Origin of the sequence: Streptomyces sp. NPDC002467 (genome assembly GCF_042889825.1) — a bacterium.
Lineage (GTDB): Bacteria > Actinomycetota > Actinomycetes > Streptomycetales > Streptomycetaceae > Streptomyces.
In genome coordinates this window covers 21,241-39,707 of the sequence record NZ_JBIARJ010000001.1, presented here as the reverse complement: position 1 = coordinate 39,707, position 18,467 = coordinate 21,241, and the positions used below count along the sequence as shown (strand labels likewise).

Sequence of the window (18,467 nt, the reverse complement as noted above, 5' to 3'; positions counted from 1 at the left end):
GTCACTGCTCCAGGCTCGGGGGGTTCGCGGCGTTCGCGGTATCGGCGATGTCCGCGGTGTTCAGGGGGACGCGCACGGACGGGAAGTCCGCGGAGTCCGTGGGGGTGACGACCAGGGCCCGCCGCTCGGTCGCGGACAGCCGCACCACGAGGTGGCGGCGCCAGTGGGCGTCGTCCCGGTCCGGGTGGTCCTCGCGCCAGTGGCAGCCGCGGGTCTCCACCCGCCGCTCGGCGGCGGCGACCAGCACCCGCGCCACGCACAGCAGGTTCGTCGCCTCCCAGGTGTCCACACCCGGCTCGGCGGTCTTGCCGTGCGCCTCCAGCTCGCCCAGGGCGGTCGCGTACAGCGATTCGAGGGCCTCGGCCGCCGTGCGCAGCGACTCGGCGGAGCGCAGCACGCCCGCGCCCTCCGTCATGATCCGCTGGATCTCGTACCGGGCCTCCGCGGGCTGCAGCGGACCGGTCGCGGGGACCGGGACGCCCGGGCCGCTGCCCGAGGGCGCGCCGCGGACGATGTCCTCGGCGATGCGCTCGGCGAAGACCAGGCCCTCCAGGAGGGAGTTGGAGGCCAGCCGGTTCGCCCCGTGCACGCCCGTGCAGGCGACCTCGCCGCAGGCGTACAGGCCGGGGACCGTCGTCCGACCGTGCAGGTCCGTCCGGACGCCGCCGGACGCGTAGTGCGCGGCGGGCGCGACCGGGATCGGCTCGGTCACCGGGTCGATGCCGTGCGAACGGCAGGCGGCCAGGATGGTGGGGAAGCGCTGCTCCCACATCTCGGCGCCGAAGTGCCGGGCGTCCAGGTACATGTGCAGGGCGCCCTGCTCCAGCATGCGGCGCGTGATGCCCTTGGCGACGATGTCGCGGGGGGCCAGCTCGGCCAGCTCGTGCTGCCCCAGCATGAAGCGGACGCCGTCCGCGTCGACGAGGTACGCGCCCTCGCCGCGGACCGCTTCCGAGACGAGCGGCTGCTGGCCTTCGACGTCCGGGCCGAGGAACAGCACCGTAGGGTGGAACTGCACGAACTCCAGGTCCGAGACCTCGGCGCCGGCCCGCAGAGCGAGCGCCACGCCGTCACCGGTGGACACCGAAGGGTTGGTGGTCGCGGAGAACACCTGGCCCATGCCGCCGGTCGCGAGGATGACGGCCGGCGCGTGGACGGCGCCGACGCCGTCGTGCTGGCCCTCGCCCATGACGTGCAGGGTCACCCCGGCCGTCCGGCCCTCCGCGTCCTGGAGCAGGTCCAGTACGAGCGCGTTCTCCACCGTCTCTATGCCCGCCGCGTGCACGGCCTCGACGAGCGCCCGGGAGATCTCCGCGCCGGTGGCGTCGCCGCCCGCGTGCGCGATCCGGCGCCGGTGGTGGCCGCCCTCCCGGGTCAGCTCTATCTCACCGGTCTGCGCGGAGGTGTCGAAGACGGCGCCCGCCTCGATCAGCCGGCGCACCGCGCCCGGTCCCTCGGTGACGAGCAGCCGTACGGCCTCCTCGTCGCACAGGCCCGCGCCCGCGACCAGCGTGTCGTCGAGGTGCTGCTCGGGGGTGTCGCCCTCGCCGAGGGCCGCGGCGATGCCGCCCTGCGCCCAGCGGGTGGAACCGTCGTCGAGCCGGGCCTTGGTGACCACGACCGTACGGCGGCCCGCGGCGGCGCAGCGCAGCGCCGCCGTCAGCCCCGCGACGCCCGAACCCACGACCACGACGTCGGCGTCGACGGCCCAGCCGGGGGCCGGCGCGTGCAGCCGTATGCCGGTGCCGGGACCGGCACCCGTGCCCGTGCCCGCGCCCGCTTCTGCGCCGCCCGACGGGACGGCTCTGCCTGGGGTGCTCACGTGTGTGCTCCGAACTCCAATGGAATGTTGTCGATCAGCCTGGTCGCGCCCACCTTCGCCGCGACGGCCAGCACGGCCTGCCCGGTGAACTCGGGCCCGACGTCGGTGAAGTCCCGCGGATCCACCAGGGCCAGGTAGTCCAGTACGAGGGGAGGCTCGTGCCGGCCCGCCTCCTCCAGCACGTGCCGCGCGGCGGCCCGTACCGCGTCCGGCAGCCCACCGCCCGCCGCCGAAACGGCGTGCGCGTCGGCGGAGGCGCGGATCTCGCCCAGCCGGGCCAGGGCCGTGGCCCGCTCGTCGCTGGCCGGGGCGGCCTCGGCGCGGGCCCGCAGCGCGGCCTGCGCGGCGAGCCGGTCCTGCCCCGCGAACAGGGCGCGCGACAGGGCCAGGGCCGTGTGCCGCTCGACGGGGGAGAGGTAGCGGTTGCGGGACGACAGCGCGAGCCCGTCCTCCTCGCGGACGGTCGGCACGCCGACCACCTCCACGGGGAAGTTCAGGTCCGTCACCATCCGCCGGATCAGGGCCAGTTGCTGCGCGTCCTTCTGCCCGAAGAGCGCCAGGTCCGGGGCGGTCAGGTGGAGCAGCTTGGCGACGACGGTCAGCATCCCGTCGAAGTGCCCCGGACGGGTGCTCCCTTCGAGGCGCCCGCCCATCGGACCGGCGCTGATCCGCACCTGCGGGTCGCCGCCCGGGTACACCTCCTCGACGGCCGGTGCGAACACCGCGTCGGCGCCCGCCCCTTCGGCGATCGCGAGGTCGGCGTCGAGGGTGCGCGGGTAGCGGTCCAGATCCTCGTTCGCCCCGAACTGCAGGGGATTGACGAAGACGGTCACGACGACCTGCCCCTGCGGCCCGGCCAGCTCACGGGCCGAGCGGATCAGGGTGGCGTGGCCCTCGTGCAGGGCGCCCATGGTCATCACCACGGCCCGGCGGCCGTTCCGCGGGAGCTTCCGCAGCTCCTCGGCGGTGTCGAGCAGCAGTTCGCTCACGGTGCGCTGTCCCCTTCCGGCTCGGCGTCGGCGAGCACGCCGAGCAGGTCCTCGGCGAGTTCGGGCTTCAGCAGACCGTGCGCGAGGGCCCGGTCCGCGGTCGTACGGGCCATCGCCAGGTACCCGGCGACCGTGCCCGGCGCGTGCCTGCGCAGCTCCGAGACGTGCGCGGCGACCGTGCCGGCGTCACCGCGGGCCACCGGCCCGGTCAGGGCGGCGTCCCCGGAGCGCAGGGCGTTGTCCAGGGCCGCGCCGAGCAGCGGGCCGAGCATCCGGTCGGGGTGCTCGACGCCGGCCTTGGCCAGCAGCTCCATCGACTGGGCGACCAGGGTGACCAGGTGGTTCGCGCCCAGGGCCAGGGCCGCGTGGTAGAGCGGACGGGCCTCCTCCGCGATCCACTCGGGCTCCCCGCCCATCTCGATGACCAGCGCCTCGGCCGCGAGCCGCAGCTCCTCGGGGGCGGTGACGCCGAAGGAGCAGCCGGCCAGCCGCTGCACGTCGACCTCGGTGCCGGTGAAGGTCATCGCGGGGTGCAGGGCCAGGGGCAGCGCACCCACCCGGCGGGCCGGGTCGAGCACGGAGGTCCCGTACCGGCCGGAGGTGTGCACGAGGAGCTGCCCGGGCCGGACCGCGCCGGTCTCCGCCAGGCCTTGCACGAGGCCCGGCAGCGCGTCGTCGGGCACGGTGAGCAGGACCAGGTCGGCCAGTTCGAGCACCTGCGCGGGCGCTACGAGCGGCACGTCGGGCAGCATCCGGGCGGCCCGGCGCACGGACGCGTCCGAGACTCCGGACACCGCGACGGGCCGGTGCCCGGCCTGCTGGAGCGCACGGGCCAGCGCGGGGCCGACCCGGCCGGCTCCGACGACGCCGACGGCGAGCCGTGCGGGGCGCGGCTGCAGTGATGGATTCACGCGGGAAGGGCCTTCCGTTCCAGTCCGCGGGGGGTACCGGACGATACGCCGCCATGCTAGTGCCCTGACCGGAAAGCTTCACCGCCTCACGCCGCCCGGCACCGGCCCCGGGGCCGCGGCCGCCCGGTCGGCGATGATCGGGGCCATGACCGATCAGAGCGAGGACACGGCGTACGAGCGCCGCCTGGTGGCCGCCTGGCGCGCGGCGGAGCACACCCTGGGCCGGGGCCCGGGCGAGGCCACCCTGGGCGAGCTGCTGGCGCGGCTGACGGACGCCCCCCACGACCCGGACGAACCGGCCGACGTCTACGGCGACGGGGTGGTCGCCTCCTTGGAGCGCCGGGTCGCGGAGCTGCTCGGCACCGAGGACGCCGCGTTCTTCCCCACCGGCACCATGGCCCAGCAGATCGCCCTGCGCTGCTGGGCGGGTCGTACCGGGAACGAGGCCGTCGCCCTGCACCCGATGAGCCACCCGGAGCGGTGGGAGGGGGAGGCGCTGTCGGTCGTCTCCGGTCTGCGGGTGGTCCACCCGACCACCGAGCCCCGCCAGCCCACGGCCGCGGAGGTCGCCTCCCTCCCCGAGCCCTTCGGCACGCTGATGCTGGAGCTGCCCCTGCGCGACGCGGGCTTCCTCCTGCCCACCTGGGAGGAATTGGAGGAGGTGGTGGAGGCCGCCCGGGAGCGGGAGGCGGCGGTCCACTTCGACGGGGCCCGGCTCTGGGAGACCACGGTCCACTTCGGGCGCCCGCTCCCCGAGATCGCCGCCCTCGCGGACTCGGTCTACGTGTCCTTCTACAAGTCCCTCGGCGGGATCAGCGGGGCCTGCCTGGCGGGCACGGCCGACTTCGTCGAGGAGACCAGGGTCTGGCGCCACCGCTACGGCGGCCGCGTCTTCCGCCAGTTCCCCGCCGCCCTGTCCGCCCTGGCGGGCCTGGAGCGCGAGCTGCCCCGGCTGCCGGCGTACGTGGACCACGCCCGCCTGGTCGCCGACGCCCTGCGCGCGGCGCTCGCCGCCTCGGGCGTGGCCTGGTCCCGGGTCCACCCCGAGGTCCCGCACACCCACCAGTTCCAGGTCTGCCTGCCCTTCGAGGCGGCGCACCTGACGGAAACGGGGCTGCGCACGGCGGAGGAGACGGGCCGGGTCCTGTTCCGCCGGTGGTCTCCGACGGTCGTGCCGGGTGTGTCCATGACCGAGGTGACGGTAACGGGCCCCGGCCTGTCCTGGACCGCAGCGGACGTGACGGATGCGGTCGCGGACTTCACGGCGAGGCTGTAGCGGGCCCGGGGGCGGCATTTCAGCCCGTCCGGCGTTTGAGGACCGGGGGTCCGGGGCGGAGCCCCGATCCTGCAGCCTCGCCGGCGTTCGGGGCGCGGGGTGCGGGGGCGGATCCCCGGGAAACGGAGAAAGGGCGGGGCGGGGACCGGCTCCGCGCATCGGCACCCCCGCCCACCGCCCCCGGAACCGGCACGCGAATCACCGAATTCCGCGAAAACGACCGGCGAACTCCGGCCACGGGGTTACCGTCCCTCCGATGGGAATTCCTGGGACCGGAGGAGACACCATGACCGTCCAGCCCGCGCCAAGCGCCTGGCAGAAGTCCTCGTTCTGCGGTGAAGGAGACGCCTGCGTCTACGTCTCCGCCACCCCCGGCTCCCTCGTCCGCGTCGCGGACCGCGCAGATCCGGCCCACCTCGTGCTCGCCACGACCCAGGCCGCCTGGGCCGATTTCCTGCGCGCGGTCAAGGAATCCGGATAGGGGAAACCGCCGCGCCGCACCCCTCGCCCTGAGGGGATTTTGTCCGATTAGCGCGTATCTTCGGCCCATGCCCACGCCCTACGGATCCCGCGGCGGCATGGCGTTCAGCGCTGCCGAACTGCTCGTGCTCAGGCGCTCGCTCGCCCACGCCCTCCAGTCCTCCACGGCACCCCTCACGGCCCCGGAGGTCCAGGACTGCCTGCGCCTCGCGCAGTCGGTGGACGACGCGGTCCAGGAGGCGTGCCGGCTCAGAGCGTTCCTCCTGGAGGACCTCGCCCGCTACCGGGGCGCTCTGCCCGGCAGCCTCCCCGGGTACCTGGAACTGCTCCAGGACGCCCTGGCGGCCGGCTACGAGCCCGTACCCGACGACCTCGCCGCCCTGCGGGCCCTGCGCGCGAACCCGCTCGCCGCCGCACTGCTGGACCGGGCCCAGGGCATCGCGGAGCGCTCCGTACGACGAAGGCTGTCGACGGCCCCCGCGCCCCGTACGCGGCTGCTGGCGCTGGCCGGGGGCCAGGACCGGCGGCCGTCCCCCGAACCCCGGCCGAAGGAGCCCCCGCGGCCCGAGAAGCCGATCCCTACGCCGGGTGAGGTCTTCCCGCCCCGCCGCAAGCCCACCCCGCCGCCCCCGGCGGCCGACCGCGCCGTCGGCTAGCACGGCGGCACTGGCTACGCTGTCGGCATGGACTACGTCTCCGCGCTCGTGCCCCCCGTCGTGATGGCCGCGTTCTTCATCGCCCTCGTCAGGACGATCGTGAAGTCACAGGGCGGCGCGAACAAGGCCAAGGAGGACGCGGCGGTCGACGCGGTGATCTCCCGGGCCGAGGCCGCGCAGCAGCCGAAGTAGCCCCTTCCGGGGCGACGGGCGTACGGCACCACCCGCCGTGCGCCCGATTTTCTTGCGCGTTGCTCCCCGAATGGTCGGGCAATTCCACACAACCCGCACTATCGTGCTGTTTGTGCCTCGCCCCTTGGGAGAACTCGAAGACGCCGTCATGACGCGGGTGTGGCAGTGGAACCGCCCGGTCACCGTTCGGGAAGTACTGGAAGACCTCCAGCAGGAACGGTCCATCGCCTACACCACGGTCATGACCGTTATGGACAATCTTCATCAGAAGGGCTGGGTCCGCCGGGAAGCCGAAGGCCGCGCCTATCGATATACGGCGGTCTCCACCCGCGCCGCCTACTCGGCCGCACTGATGAACGAAGCGTGGTCCACGAGCGACAACCCGGCCGCCGCCCTCGTGGCCTTCTTCGGCATGATGTCGGCGGAACAGCGCGAAGCCCTCCGTGACGCCGTGCGCATCGTCCAGCACGACGACGAGACGGCCGCCGCCGCGCCGGAAGCCGAAGGGGACTCCGGCGAGCGGGCGGAGGAGCCGGGACGATAGCGTCCCGTCGCATGGGAGAGTTTTCCGCCGCATCCGCCGCGCCCGCAGAAACAGTGACGATCCGCCGTGCCCGCACCGGTGATGTCCGCGCGGTGCGCCGTCTGCTCGACCAGTACGTACAGCAACGGATCCTGCTCGACAAAGCGCCGGTCGTCCTTTACGAGGACATCCAGGAGTTCTGGGTCGCGGAACGCGTCTCGGACGGTCAGGTGGTCGGTTGCGGCGCTCTCCACGTGATGTGGGAAGACCTCGCCGAAGTGCGCACTCTCGCCGTCGACCGCGAGTCGAAGGGCGCCGGCGTCGGCCATCGCGTACTGGAGCAGTTGTTGCGCACGGCCCGCGACGTCGGCGTGAGCCGGGTTTTCTGCCTCACCTTCGAAGTGGACTTCTTCCGCAAGCACGGGTTCGTCGAGATCGGCGAGACGCCGGTCGAGACGGATGTCTACATGGAGCTGCTTCGTTCCTATGACGAGGGTGTCGCCGAGTTCCTCGGTCTCGAACGAGTGAAGCCGAACACCTTGGGCAACAGTCGGATGCTTCTGCACCTCTGATCGATCACCGTGGTTTTTCCCGTGCGTCGCCCGCCTGTGGCCTATGTCCGAATCGCGCACGTTTCCCGCCTCGTTGCGGTCCTGAACCTCTCCCCGGGGGTTTGTGTTTTCCAGGCAAAAGCGGTTTCCTTTCCGCGTACTGCTTTTCGATGAAAGGAAATCCCGGTGGCACAGAAGGTTCAGGTCCTTCTTGTCGACGACCTCGACGGTGGCGAGGCGGACGAGACTGTGACGTTCGCTCTGGATGGCAAGACCTACGAGATCGACCTCACCACCGCCAACGCTGAAAAGCTCCGCGGCCTGCTCGACCCGTACACCAAGGGCGGCCGCCGTACCGGTGGCCGGGCCACCGCGGCCCGTGGTTCCAAGGCCCGCGCCGCCGCGACGGCCGGCACGGACACCGCCGAGATCCGCGCCTGGGCCAAGGCCCAGGGGCTGAACGTCAACGACCGCGGCCGCGTCCCGGCCGACATCAAGGAGGCCTACGAGAACCGCTGACCCGCGGTTTCCCGTAGGGGCGTACGCCGCCTCAGGCGCGCCCGGTGGCATTCCGTCGCCGCCGCCGCCACCAGACGTACGAGATCGGGCCCGCGAGCGGGCCCGGCGGCCCGCCCGGGACCGGGCAGGGCCGGCAGCAGTGCCTCACACCCCTGCTCGGGGGGTCGCAGCCACACGGCGGCCCCCCGAGGGCTTTTCCCGAGGGCCGACCCCGGGGGAGCCGGGGCGGTGATCCGGCCACCCGCGCCCAGGGCCGCGAGGTCCAGGGCGACCCCGCCCCACTCCAGCCAGTCGAGCAGCCCGTCCAGCTCCTCCGCGCCGCCCGCTGCTACCAGGAAGTGCATCCGGCGCCCCGCGAGCGCGACCGGACCCTTGGGGACCGGCCTGCGCAGCAGCGCCGCTCCCGCGTCGGACGGCAGCTCCAGGACGTCGAACCGGGTGCCCGTGGCGAGCCCGCCGGGCGCCGGGCCCAGGACGGTCCACCCGAGCACCCGCTCGTACCAGCCCGCGCACGCCTCCTCCCAGGGCGGCGTCCGCGGCCCGGGGACGGCCCCGGCGGCGGTGGGCCGCGCGGTCGGCGCGACGGTCTGCTGAGGGGATCCCGCCGGACGGACTCCGGGGCAGGTTGCGGCCATGTCCGGAGCAACTCCGGAAACGGCCCTGGGTTACGGTCGGGGTGACACACCGCACTCACGGTGATGCAGAACGTAAACATCCGTGAGGCCGGAGCCCCGTATTCGGGACGGAACCGTGTTCGCCCTTAGCTGAGGGAACCGGTGCCGCCGGCATGGAGTGTCAGTCCTTACGGGTAAGACATTCCTAGTGGATCGGGGCGACACGCAGATTTGAACGGCTTCCGTTCGCCATCGGCGTACACGCATGACGGGTATCTGCCTGGCCTGCGGGAACATCGTCTCGCACCATCGAGTTGGAGCAGTAGTCGGCTCTAACAGCCGGTTTTCCTCACCGACGTGGGGGTGAGCCGTGGACGGATGTCGGCAGTTGGAATGAGCTGTCCCGCCCCGCGGGACTAGCATGCGGAAGGACAGGGCGGGGACCGACCCCGAACTGCCCGACCGCTCTGAGGAGCGATAAACGATGTTCGAGAGGTTCACCGACCGCGCGCGGCGGGTTGTCGTCCTGGCTCAGGAAGAAGCCCGGATGCTCAACCACAACTACATCGGCACCGAGCACATCCTTCTGGGTCTGATCCACGAGGGTGAGGGTGTCGCCGCTAAGGCCCTGGAGAGCCTCGGGATTTCGCTCGAGGCTGTTCGCCAGCAGGTCGAGGAGATCATCGGTCAGGGCCAGCAGGCCCCGTCCGGCCACATCCCCTTCACCCCGCGGGCGAAGAAGGTCCTGGAGCTGTCGCTCCGCGAGGCCCTCCAGCTCGGCCACAACTACATCGGCACCGAGCACATCCTGCTCGGCCTGATCCGCGAGGGCGAGGGCGTCGCCGCCCAGGTCCTCGTGAAGCTGGGCGCCGATCTCAACCGAGTCCGGCAGCAGGTCATCCAGCTGCTCTCCGGTTACACCGGGGGCGGCAAGGAGTCGGCCACGGCCGGCGGCCCGGCCGAGGGCACGCCCTCGACCTCGCTGGTCCTCGACCAGTTCGGCCGCAACCTCACCCAGGCTGCCCGCGAATCCAAGCTCGACCCGGTCATCGGGCGCGAGAAGGAGATCGAGCGGGTCATGCAGGTGCTGTCCCGCCGGACCAAGAACAACCCGGTCCTCATCGGCGAGCCCGGCGTCGGCAAGACCGCCGTCGTCGAGGGCCTGGCCCAGGCGATCGTCAAGGGCGAGGTCCCCGAGACGCTCAAGGACAAGCACCTCTACACGCTCGACCTGGGTGCCCTGGTCGCCGGTTCCCGCTACCGCGGTGACTTCGAAGAGCGCCTGAAGAAGGTGCTCAAGGAGATCCGCACCCGCGGCGACATCATCCTGTTCATCGACGAGCTCCACACCCTCGTGGGTGCGGGTGCCGCCGAGGGCGCGATCGACGCCGCCAGCATCCTCAAGCCCATGCTGGCCCGTGGCGAGCTCCAGACCATCGGTGCCACGACGCTCGACGAGTACCGCAAGCACCTCGAGAAGGACGCGGCCCTCGAGCGCCGCTTCCAGCCGATCCAGGTGGCGGAGCCTTCCCTCCCCCACACGATCGAGATCCTCAAGGGCCTGCGCGACCGCTACGAGGCCCACCACCGCGTCTCCATCACGGACGAGGCCCTCGTCCAGGCTGCGACGCTGGCCGACCGGTACATCTCGGACCGCTTCCTCCCGGACAAGGCGATCGACCTGATCGACGAGGCCGGCTCCCGGATGCGCATCCGTCGGATGACCGCGCCGCCGGACCTCCGCGAGTTCGACGAGAAGATCGCGGCCGTCCGCCGGGACAAGGAGTCGGCCATCGACTCCCAGGACTTCGAGAAGGCGGCTTCTCTCCGTGACAAGGAGAAGCAGCTGCTGGCGGCGAAGACCAAGCGCGAGAAGGAATGGAAGGCCGGCGACATGGACGTCGTCGCCGAGGTCGACGGCGAGCTCATCGCCGAGGTCCTCGCGACCGCGACCGGCATTCCCGTCTTCAAGCTCACCGAGGAGGAGTCCTCGCGACTGCTCCGCATGGAAGACGAGCTCCACCGCCGCGTCATCGGCCAGAAGGACGCCATCAAGGCGCTCTCCCAGGCCATCCGCCGTACCCGTGCGGGTCTGAAGGACCCGAAGCGCCCGGGTGGCTCGTTCATCTTCGCCGGCCCGTCCGGTGTCGGTAAGACCGAGCTCTCCAAGACGCTCGCCGAATTCCTCTTCGGCGACGAGGACGCTCTGATCTCCCTCGACATGTCGGAGTTCAGCGAGAAGCACACGGTTTCCCGTCTCTTCGGTTCGCCCCCCGGTTACGTGGGCTACGAAGAGGGCGGCCAGCTCACCGAGAAGGTGCGCCGGAAGCCGTTCTCCGTCGTCCTCTTCGACGAGGTCGAGAAGGCCCACCCGGATATCTTCAATTCCCTTCTCCAGATCCTGGAGGACGGTCGTCTGACCGACTCCCAGGGCCGGGTCGTGGACTTCAAGAACACGGTCATCATCATGACGACCAACCTGGGTACCCGGGACATCTCGAAGGGCTTCAACCTGGGCTTCGCGGCCCAGGGCGACACCAAGACCGGCTACGAGCGGATGAAGGCGAAGGTCAACGAAGAGCTCAAGCAGCACTTCCGGCCCGAGTTCCTGAACCGTGTCGACGACACGGTCGTCTTCCACCAGCTCACCGAGGAAGACATCATCCAGATCGTCGACCTGATGATCGCCAAGGTCGACGAGCGCCTCAAGGACCGCGACATGGGCATCGAGCTGAGCGGCGACGCCAAGCTCCTGCTCGCCAAGCGCGGCTACGACCCGATCCTGGGTGCCCGTCCGCTGCGCCGGACCATCCAGCGCGAGATCGAGGACGTGCTGTCGGAGAAGATCCTCTTCGGCGAGCTGCGCCCCGGTCACATCGTGGTCGTCGGCAAGGAGGGTGACGGCGAGGAAGCCAAGTTCACCTTCCGCGGCGAGGAGAAGTCGGCCCTGCCGGACCTCCCCCCGATCGAGGCCACGGGCTCCGGCCCGGACCTGTCGAAGGGCGCGTAACGCGAGAGCAGTACCCAGGGGCGGCCCCGGAACCGAACGGTTCCGGGGCCGCCCCTTTTCGGTTGCCCGCCGAAGGTCCCGAACCGGTCCGCCGGAGGTCCCCCGCCGGTGACAAGCCGCACAGGGCAAATCGGACGTACTAGCCGTATTCGTAGATCCAACGGGCGCCGGTCGAAGCCCTCCACCCCAGGTGGGAGCCGAGTCAACAGGCCGCAGAGCCCCACCCTTCCTACGACACCGGGTAGTAAAAGGGATGTTTGGGAAAGTCCGGGAGCTCGGGTTACCAAGGTGAGGCCAGCCCGGCATGTGCTTCATCGTGCCGGGTCACTTCATGCCCGTGACGGGCATGGCACCGCCCTTGTTCCCGGCCCCGGAGGTCCGTTCATGTTCGCGAAGCGCGTCAGCACCCGTCGTACCCGTATCGCCGTCACCGCCACCGCTCTCGGCGCCGTGCTGGCCGTGGGAGCCGGGACGACCGCCGCGTTCGCCGACACGACGCAGACCACCAAGGCCGCGTGGGAGAAGCCCGTCGCCAAGTACACGCTGTCCGCGACCTTCGCCCAGGCCGGCGGCATGTGGGCCCACAAGCACTCCGGCCAGGACTTCGCCGTCCCGTCCGGCACCCCGGTCGACGCCGCCGCGGCGGGCACCGTCGTCAAGGCCGGCCCCAACGGCGGCGGCGACGGCCCGGCCTACGGCAACGCCATCGTGATCAAGCACGGCAACAGCACGTACTCGCAGTACGCGCACCTCTCGAAGATCCAGGTCAAGATCGGCCAGAAGGTCGCCAAGGGCCAGCGGATAGCCCTGTCCGGCAACACCGGCAACTCCAGCGGCCCGCACCTGCACTTCGAGATCCGCACCACGCCGAACTACGGCTCGGCCGTCAACCCGGTCGCCTTCCTGCGCAACGCCGGCGTCACGATCTAAATCAGCCAGGCGTGCTTCGGCTTCCCGAGCTTGCTCAGGTTGCCCGAATCCAGCACCGCCACCTGCTCGGGGGCCAGGGCCTTGTCCCAGACCCGGATGCGGTCCATCGAACCGACGAACGAGCCGCTCCAGATCCCGTGGTGCCGGGCCCGGCCCAGCTGAACCGGACCCGGGCCCGCCCAGATCCCCGAGACCTGGGCCTGGCCCGCGGCCTTGTCGTTCACGTACAGCGCGATCGTCTTCTTCTCGGCGTCGTACGTACCGGTCAGCTGGGTCCACTTCTTCAGCGCCTCGGGCGCCTCCACGACCACCTGCTGGGCGGTGGCGGCCGCGCCCTTCTCACCGGTCTGTACCCGGAACACCCAGGACTTCTTGCCGCTCACCACTTCGAAGCCGAGCTCGAAGGAGTAGGAGACGCCGTCCCCCTGGCTGATGGCCATGCGGGTGCCCGTCTCCGTCACGCTGTAGACGCGCGTGGTCACGGTGAAGCTCTTGGTGACGTCCACGGCCTGCTCGTTGCCCTGCGCGAAGGACTCCGCCCCACCCTTGAGGCGCAGCTCGTTGCGGTTCTCCATCTTGACCAGCTCGACGCCCGGGTTCATCGCCAGCTGCACCGCCGGGCCGTTGTTCGCACGGTCACGCAGCTGCGTCGGCTCGTTCGGCACCGTGACCGCGTTCTCCTCGGCGGCGCTCTGCGAGGGACTGGGGGAGCCCGAGGCGACCGGCGGCTTGTCGTTGTCCGGGCCGCCGCCCTCGCTCCGCGCGAAGAAGAACCAGCCGGCACCGCCGGCCAGCAGCGCACCGACGACGCCGAGCGAGACGAACACCATCCTGCGGCGGGAACGCTGCGCCTCGGAGCGGTCGGCCATCGCCTCCCAGTCCGGCTGCGGCGCCGGAACGAAGGCCGCGGGCGCCGGCTCCGGCTGCTGGTTCGGATAGCCGTAGCCGCCGGGTATCGGCGGGCCGGGCTGCCCGGGTTGCGGGGGCGGGAACCCGTAACCGCCGGGCTGGGCGGGCGGGAACCCGTAGCCGCCCGGCGCGGGTCCGAAGCCGCCGCTCCCCGGGGCGGGCTCGGGCTGCGGATTGCTGGGAGGATTCGTGCCGTCGGTCATGCCTGGGATGCTAAGTCACTGCCCCGCACGGACGTAGGCCCGGGGACACCCGGCGCGCGCCCGGCCCCGACGGCCCACTCCCCGGCCCGGGCCGGGGTGCCGCTGCGCGGAGCCGGTCCCCTACCCGCCCTTCCACCGTTCCCCGGGGCTCCGCCCCGGACCCCGGTCCTCAATCGCCGGACGGGCTGATACTCAGCCCCGCCGGCGATTGAGGCGCGGGCGCGGAGCGCCGTGGGGGTGACGGGGACTCGCCCGGACCCGGTGGGGCGGAGGGGTCCCCTACGGGACCTGGATCACCGGGAAGCTGCCCGTGGCCGTCGGGGCGTGTTCCGGGAGCCACAGGACCGCCACCGCCCCCGCAGCCCCGCCGGCTCCGCCGGCCAACGCCGCAGGGGCCGCCACGTTGCGGAACGTCAGCCGCGCGCCCAGCACCCGCGCCTGCCCTTCCGCGATGGTCAGCCCGAGGCCGTGGCCGACGCCCGCCCGGTCGGTGGACCCCGTACGGAACCGGCTCGGGCCTTCGCGCAGCAGGGCTTCCGGGAAGCCGGGCCCGTGGTCGCGGACCCGTACGACCCGCCCCTCCACGTCGACCTGGATCGGCGGTTGCCCGTACCGCGCGGCGTTCGCCAGCAGGTTCCCCAGGATCCGTTCCAGCCGCCGCGGGTCGGTGCTGACGATCTCGTCCGCGACCACCCGTACCGAGGCCTCCGGCATCAGCGCCTTCACCCGTCGGCTCACGAACTCGCCCAGCGCCACGTCCTGCAGCTCGGCCCGCTCGGACGCGCTGTCCAGCCGGGCCACCTCCAGTACGTCCTCCACGAGCGCGCGCAGCGCCTGCGCCCGGTCCCGCACCAGCTCGGTCGGCCGCCCAGGGGGCAGCAGTTCCGCCGCCGTGAGCAGACCGGTCACCGGGGTGCGCAGCTCGTGCGCGATGTCCGCGGTGACCCGCCGCTCCGCCTCCAGCCGCTGCTGGAGCGCGTCGGCCATGGCGTCGACGGCCCGCGCGAGGTCGTCGGTCTCGTCGCGTACGACGCCCCCGACCGCGTCCCGTACGCGGACCTCCGGGTCCCCGTGCGCCACCCGCTGCGCGGCCGCCGCGGCCTTGCGCAGCCTGCGCGAGATCTGCCCCCCGATGAGCACGCCGAGCGCCGAGCCGCCGATGACCACGGCGAGGGAGCCGATGACCAGGGCCCGGTCCAGGTCGCGGACCATGTTGGCGCTCTCCCGGAACTGCGTGTGCAGCGACAGCACCTGCCCGTTCCCGAGCGGTACGGCGGCCCACACCTCCGGCAGCCCGTGCGGGTTCTCCTGCACGAAGGTGCCGCGCCGCCCCGACCGGGCCTTCTCGCGCAACTGCGCCGGCAGCTCCGGGTCGTTGACCTTGGCGCCCATCATGGGCCGACGGCCCGAGTCGGTGTTGCGGGAGATGAACTGCACGCGGTCCAGCTGCACCTCACGGGCGCTCTCCAGCATCGAGACCCGGGCAGCGCTGTGCACCACGAGGCTCAGTGCGACGGCGGTGAGCGCGCCGACGGCCGCGATGGCGAGGGTGATCTTCCAGCGGATCCCCGTCCGGAGGGTGAACCGTCTCATGCCTGTCTTCTCATGGGGGGAGTCCCGGTCGAGGCCGGGAGGGGGCGAAGTCAAGCCTTCAGCTTGTATCCGAAGCCCCGGACCGTCTCGATCCGGTCCTGCCCGATCTTGGTGCGCAGTCGCTGCACGTGGACGTCGACGACGCGGGTGTCGCCGCCCCAGTCGTAGTCCCAGACCCGCTCCAGCAGGCGGTCGCGCGACAGCACGGTGCCCGGCGCGGAGGAGAACTCCAGCAGCAGTCGCATCTCGGTCGGCGTCAGGGCCACGGGGGCGCCCGCCTTCCGTACCTCCATGCCCTCGGTGTCGACCTCCAGGTCACCGAAGGACAGGACCCCGCGCTCCCCGTCGGGGCCGTCGCCGTCGGGGGCCGGGCCGCCGTTCCGGTCGCCGCCCGAGTGGTCGAAGCGGCGCAGGACGGCGCGGATGCGGGCGACGAGCACGGAGCCGTCGAAGGGCTTGGTGACGTAGTCGTCGGCGCCCGCCTCCAGGCCCAGCACCACGTCGATGGAGTCGGCCCGCGCCGAGAGCATGATCACGGGGACGGTGGACTCGTCGCGGATGCGGCGGCACAGGCTCACGCCGTCCATGCCGGGGACCATCACGTCGAGCAGGGCGATGTCGGGCCGGTCGGCCCGGAACGACTCCAGACCGGACAGTCCGTCGGGCATGGCGGTGACCACGAACCCGTCGCGTTCCAGCGCCAGGGTCGTGGCCTCGCGGATGACGTCGTCGTCCTCGACGAACAGGACATGGGTCTCGGCCATGCGGAAGCCTCGCCTCAGTTCTTCTGGGTCAGGGCCGGGGCCGGCTGGGCCCCGCCGTCGACCACGTTGCTGTACTCCGAGTGGACCCGGTCCTGCTCGGTGAACTTCTCCCCGTTCCAGTGGTACGTGATCACGTCCTCCCCCGACGGATACGCGAGCGCGTCGCTCTTCGCGTAGACCTGCTTGGTGACCACCAGGTCGCCGCGGTCGATCTCCGCGTACAGGGGTGGCTGCTCGTCCGAGAACACATTCTCGTACTTCCCGCCGTCCTGGCGGTACACGTACGAGCCGCGGCCGAGTGCGTCGGCGCAGGACAGCACGTTGACGACGATGTCGGCGGCCGGGCCCCCGGTGACCTTCCCGTAGCTCACGTCCACCGGGTAGTCGTTGCCCGAGCAGGGCTTGAGGTCCCGCTTGACCGCGGTGCTGACCTTGGGGTCCGCCATCAGGAGCTTGACGGGGTCGATCTTCTTCAGGGCCTGGCCGAACGGGGCGGCGGACGGCGAGGAGGGGTCGTGCACGTCGGAGGACTCGGAGGGGGCCCCGGGCTCGGTGGGCGAGGTGGACACCGCGGGAGCCCCGGTGCCGGCCTTGGCCACGGCCTCGCTGCGGGCGGGGCCGCCGTCGCGCAGGCCGGTGCCCCCGGTGGAGCAGCCGACCGCGAACACGGCAGTGCCGACGAGGACGATCGCCCCCGCCGACATCAGGACCAGAGAACTGCCGGGCAAGCCCGTCGAACCCCTGTTTTGGCCGTTCAGGCCGCGCACCGCTCACGCCCCTCGTACCGGATGGTGTGGTCACCGCGTTCCAGCGCGCGCATGTCCAGGTCCCGGCTCTCCAGTTCCTGCCGGAGACGGGCCAGCGCGCGATGCAGCGTGCTCTTCACCGTACCCGCAGACATCCCGAGCGCGGCGGCGGTCTCCTCGGTGCTCATCTGCTCCCAGTGTCGCAAGACGACGACGCTGCGCTGCTTGGGGGCGAGCACCTTGAGGATGTCCATCAGTAGCGCGCGGTCGGCGCGCTGGTCGGAGCCGTCCTCGACGGAGGCGTCGGGCAGCTGCTCGGTGGGGACCTCTTCGAGCTTGCGGGCGCGCCACCACTCGGTGCGGGTGTTGATCATGACCCGGCGGAGGTAGGCGTCGGCCAGGGACTTGTCCGCGATGCCGTCCCAGCGGCCGTAGGTGCGCACGAGCGCGGTCTGCAGGAGGTCCTGCGCGTCCGTCGGGTCCGGGACGAGGCGCCGGGCACTGCGCAGCAGGGCGTCCTGCCGGGTGCGTACGTACTCTTCGAATTCGAGTACATCGCCGTGCGCCATCTCGACCGCCTCCACTGCCATCCGCCCGCTCATCCGCCGTCTTACGGATCCGAAGGTACGGAGGGGTTGTCACGGCACTGTGCGGTCCAGACCTCGGTGGGCGCACGGACACCCATAGGTTGTGTAACAGCGGCTGTGAGCTGGGGTTTCCCGACGGAAGCGGAATGGTTGAGTCGGTTACCACCGTGTCGGCGAAGGGTGGTGACGCCCCTTCGGATCCCGTCGCCGCCACGTCACCCGGCCGTCACCCGACGCTCATCGGCCGGCCATCCGGACCGATGGGCGCGCCCCCTCACGTCATCGGAAGCCGGTACAGGGACCCCGCGAGCGGCTCCACCAGGCCGTCCGAGACCAGCCCGTCCAGCGCCCGCGCCCGCTGTACCGGCTCGTCCCAGACCGTGTCGAGCACGGACTGCGGTACGGGTCCCACGGCCTCCCGGAGCACGGCCAGCAACCGGCCGCGCACCTGCCGGTCCGTGCCCGCGTACGTCTGCCCGCGCCGCGGCGGTCCCTCGTGCGCCGGCTTCCCGGCGAGCCGCCAGGCGCACAGCCCGGCCACCGGGCAGCGGGCGCAGTCCGGGCTCTTGGCCGTGCACACCAGCGCGCCGAGCTCCATCGAGGCGGCCGCCCAGCGGGCAGCGGTCTCCTCGTCCGCGGGGAGCAACTCCCGGGCCAGGCGCCGCTCGGCGGCCGTGGTGGCGTTCGGCGGGTACTCGATCCCGGTGGCGGTGCGCGCGAAGACCCGCCGCACGTTCGTGTCGAGCACGGCGTGCCGCTGCCCGTACGCGAAGGAGGCCACGGCGGCCGCCGTGTACTCGCCGATCCCGGGCAGCGCGAGGAGCTGCGCGTGCTCGCTCGGGACGTCGCCCCCGTGCCGCTCCGTTATCGCGACGGCCGCGCCGTGCAGGCGCAGGGCCCGGCGCGGGTAGCCGAGCCGCCCCCAGGCCCGTACGGCCTCACCGGGGGCCTCGGCGGCCAGGTCGGCGGGGCGCGGCCAGCGGGCGATCCACTGCTCGTAGACCGGCAGGACCCGGCTGACGGGGGTCTGCTGGAGCATGAACTCGCTGACCATGACCCCCCAGGGGCCGGCCTCGGGGCGGCGCCAGGGCAGGTCGCGGGCGTGCTCCTCGAACCACGCGATGACGGGGTCGTGCAACGGGTGCGAGGAGGCGGGGGACGCGGCGGCGGATGCGGAAGCGGAAGCAGTCAT

General features: G+C 72.1%; 19 protein-coding genes. 9 read left to right on the top strand and 10 right to left on the bottom strand.

From position 1 onward, the window contains the following. Position 1 precedes the first annotated feature (1 nt). The 3 genes from ACFYYJ_RS00185 to ACFYYJ_RS00175 all read right to left on the bottom strand — a co-directional run bounded on the left by ACFYYJ_RS00185 (position 2) and on the right by ACFYYJ_RS00175 (position 3,722). Entirely contained in the window at positions 2-1,738 is a 1,737-nt protein-coding gene (locus ACFYYJ_RS00185; protein WP_385130619.1) for an L-aspartate oxidase, read from the bottom strand. Between the two features lie 80 nt (positions 1,739-1,818). Further along, on the bottom strand, positions 1,819-2,811 hold the full coding sequence (gene panC / locus ACFYYJ_RS00180; RefSeq protein ID WP_385130598.1) for a pantoate--beta-alanine ligase: 993 nt from the start codon (positions 2,809-2,811) through the stop codon (positions 1,819-1,821). Then, complete coding sequence (locus tag ACFYYJ_RS00175) at positions 2,808-3,722, bottom strand: Rossmann-like and DUF2520 domain-containing protein (protein ID WP_385130600.1); 915 nt, start codon at positions 3,720-3,722, stop codon at positions 2,808-2,810. The genes panC and ACFYYJ_RS00175 overlap by 4 nt, the downstream gene beginning before the upstream one ends. Before the next feature lie 145 nt (positions 3,723-3,867). Here ACFYYJ_RS00175 and ACFYYJ_RS00170 point away from each other — a divergent pair, with 145 nt between their 5' ends. The 7 genes from ACFYYJ_RS00170 to ACFYYJ_RS00140 all read left to right on the top strand — a co-directional run bounded on the left by ACFYYJ_RS00170 (position 3,868) and on the right by ACFYYJ_RS00140 (position 7,919). Beyond that, the gene (locus ACFYYJ_RS00170) at positions 3,868-4,998 is read left to right on the top strand and encodes a threonine aldolase family protein (protein ID WP_389127402.1); all 1,131 of its coding nucleotides are present in this window, start codon (positions 3,868-3,870) and stop codon (positions 4,996-4,998) included. Positions 4,999-5,284: 286 nt separating this feature from the next. Next, positions 5,285-5,479 carry a DUF397 domain-containing protein gene (locus tag ACFYYJ_RS00165; protein ID WP_384751082.1) on the top strand — a complete coding sequence of 65 codons (195 nt, stop codon included), beginning with the start codon at positions 5,285-5,287 and terminating at the stop codon, positions 5,477-5,479. 67 nt (positions 5,480-5,546) lie between these two features. After that, positions 5,547-6,134 carry a hypothetical protein gene (locus ACFYYJ_RS00160; RefSeq protein ID WP_385130605.1) on the top strand — a complete coding sequence of 196 codons (588 nt, stop codon included), beginning with the start codon at positions 5,547-5,549 and terminating at the stop codon, positions 6,132-6,134. A gap of 27 nt (positions 6,135-6,161) precedes the next feature. Further along, positions 6,162-6,326, top strand: a complete 165-nt coding sequence (locus tag ACFYYJ_RS00155; protein WP_385130608.1) for a hypothetical protein — start codon at positions 6,162-6,164, stop codon at positions 6,324-6,326. Positions 6,327-6,438: 112 nt separating this feature from the next. Next, positions 6,439-6,870, top strand: coding sequence for a BlaI/MecI/CopY family transcriptional regulator (locus ACFYYJ_RS00150; RefSeq protein ID WP_385130610.1), 432 nt, complete (start codon positions 6,439-6,441; stop codon positions 6,868-6,870). Positions 6,871-6,881: 11 nt separating this feature from the next. Continuing rightward, positions 6,882-7,421, top strand: a complete 540-nt coding sequence (locus tag ACFYYJ_RS00145; protein WP_385130612.1) for an amino-acid N-acetyltransferase — start codon at positions 6,882-6,884, stop codon at positions 7,419-7,421. A gap of 165 nt (positions 7,422-7,586) precedes the next feature. After that, a complete protein-coding gene (locus ACFYYJ_RS00140) occupies positions 7,587-7,919 on the top strand; it encodes an Lsr2 family protein (RefSeq protein WP_384582209.1) in 333 nt (110 codons plus the stop codon). Here ACFYYJ_RS00140 and ACFYYJ_RS00135 read toward each other — a convergent pair. After that, positions 7,904-8,554: an SCO3374 family protein gene (locus tag ACFYYJ_RS00135; RefSeq protein WP_389127398.1), complete on the bottom strand. Its 651-nt coding sequence runs from the start codon at positions 8,552-8,554 to the stop codon at positions 7,904-7,906. The genes ACFYYJ_RS00140 and ACFYYJ_RS00135 overlap by 16 nt on opposite strands. Before the next feature lie 463 nt (positions 8,555-9,017). On the opposite strand from ACFYYJ_RS00135, the gene ACFYYJ_RS00130 reads away from it, so the two are divergent. Then, positions 9,018-11,543 carry an ATP-dependent Clp protease ATP-binding subunit gene (locus ACFYYJ_RS00130; protein ID WP_384751098.1) on the top strand — a complete coding sequence of 842 codons (2,526 nt, stop codon included), beginning with the start codon at positions 9,018-9,020 and terminating at the stop codon, positions 11,541-11,543. A gap of 384 nt (positions 11,544-11,927) precedes the next feature. After that, entirely contained in the window at positions 11,928-12,473 is a 546-nt protein-coding gene (locus ACFYYJ_RS00125) for a M23 family metallopeptidase (protein WP_385367008.1), read from the top strand. On the opposite strand, the gene ACFYYJ_RS00120 is transcribed toward ACFYYJ_RS00125, so the two are convergent. The 6 genes from ACFYYJ_RS00120 to ACFYYJ_RS00095 form a co-directional block, all read right to left on the bottom strand. Next, positions 12,470-13,585, bottom strand: a complete 1,116-nt coding sequence (locus ACFYYJ_RS00120; RefSeq protein ID WP_389127395.1) for a LamG-like jellyroll fold domain-containing protein — start codon at positions 13,583-13,585, stop codon at positions 12,470-12,472. The genes ACFYYJ_RS00125 and ACFYYJ_RS00120 overlap by 4 nt on opposite strands. A gap of 279 nt (positions 13,586-13,864) precedes the next feature. Then, positions 13,865-15,178, bottom strand: a complete 1,314-nt coding sequence (gene cseC, locus ACFYYJ_RS00115) for a two-component system sensor histidine kinase CseC (RefSeq protein ID WP_384756082.1) — start codon at positions 15,176-15,178, stop codon at positions 13,865-13,867. Between the two features lie 50 nt (positions 15,179-15,228). Next, positions 15,229-15,942, bottom strand: a complete 714-nt coding sequence (gene cseB / locus ACFYYJ_RS00110) for a two-component system response regulator CseB (protein WP_385131842.1) — start codon at positions 15,940-15,942, stop codon at positions 15,229-15,231. A 14-nt stretch (positions 15,943-15,956) separates the two neighbouring features. Next, a complete protein-coding gene (locus ACFYYJ_RS00105) occupies positions 15,957-16,709 on the bottom strand; it encodes a hypothetical protein (RefSeq protein WP_385364045.1) in 753 nt (250 codons plus the stop codon). Continuing rightward, positions 16,697-17,257, bottom strand: coding sequence for a SigE family RNA polymerase sigma factor (locus tag ACFYYJ_RS00100; protein WP_376660303.1), 561 nt, complete (start codon positions 17,255-17,257; stop codon positions 16,697-16,699). The genes ACFYYJ_RS00105 and ACFYYJ_RS00100 overlap by 13 nt, the downstream gene beginning before the upstream one ends. A gap of 292 nt (positions 17,258-17,549) precedes the next feature. Beyond that, positions 17,550-18,467, bottom strand: coding sequence for an A/G-specific adenine glycosylase (locus tag ACFYYJ_RS00095; RefSeq protein ID WP_389127392.1), 918 nt, complete (start codon positions 18,465-18,467; stop codon positions 17,550-17,552).

Excerpts from the sequence above, each read along its gene's own strand:
- ACFYYJ_RS00165 (WP_384751082.1), top strand. The coding sequence starts at position 5,285 with ATGACCGTCCAGCCCGCGCCAAGCGCCTGGCAGAAGTCCTCGTTCTGC.
- ACFYYJ_RS00120 (WP_389127395.1), bottom strand. The coding sequence starts at position 13,585 with ATGACCGACGGCACGAATCCTCCCAGCAATCCGCAGCCCGAGCCCGCC.
- ACFYYJ_RS00095 (WP_389127392.1), bottom strand. The coding sequence starts at position 18,467 with ATGACTGCTTCCGCTTCCGCATCCGCCGCCGCGTCCCCCGCCTCCTCG.
- cseC (WP_384756082.1), bottom strand. The coding sequence starts at position 15,178 with ATGAGACGGTTCACCCTCCGGACGGGGATCCGCTGGAAGATCACCCTC.
- ACFYYJ_RS00145 (WP_385130612.1), top strand. The coding sequence starts at position 6,882 with ATGGGAGAGTTTTCCGCCGCATCCGCCGCGCCCGCAGAAACAGTGACG.
- ACFYYJ_RS00125 (WP_385367008.1), top strand. The coding sequence starts at position 11,928 with ATGTTCGCGAAGCGCGTCAGCACCCGTCGTACCCGTATCGCCGTCACC.
- ACFYYJ_RS00130 (WP_384751098.1), top strand. The coding sequence starts at position 9,018 with ATGTTCGAGAGGTTCACCGACCGCGCGCGGCGGGTTGTCGTCCTGGCT.
- ACFYYJ_RS00160 (WP_385130605.1), top strand. The coding sequence starts at position 5,547 with ATGCCCACGCCCTACGGATCCCGCGGCGGCATGGCGTTCAGCGCTGCC.
- ACFYYJ_RS00100 (WP_376660303.1), bottom strand. The coding sequence starts at position 17,257 with ATGGCGCACGGCGATGTACTCGAATTCGAAGAGTACGTACGCACCCGG.
- cseB (WP_385131842.1), bottom strand. The coding sequence starts at position 15,942 with ATGGCCGAGACCCATGTCCTGTTCGTCGAGGACGACGACGTCATCCGC.
- ACFYYJ_RS00135 (WP_389127398.1), bottom strand. The coding sequence starts at position 8,554 with ATGGCCGCAACCTGCCCCGGAGTCCGTCCGGCGGGATCCCCTCAGCAG.
- ACFYYJ_RS00155 (WP_385130608.1), top strand. The coding sequence starts at position 6,162 with ATGGACTACGTCTCCGCGCTCGTGCCCCCCGTCGTGATGGCCGCGTTC.
- ACFYYJ_RS00170 (WP_389127402.1), top strand. The coding sequence starts at position 3,868 with ATGACCGATCAGAGCGAGGACACGGCGTACGAGCGCCGCCTGGTGGCC.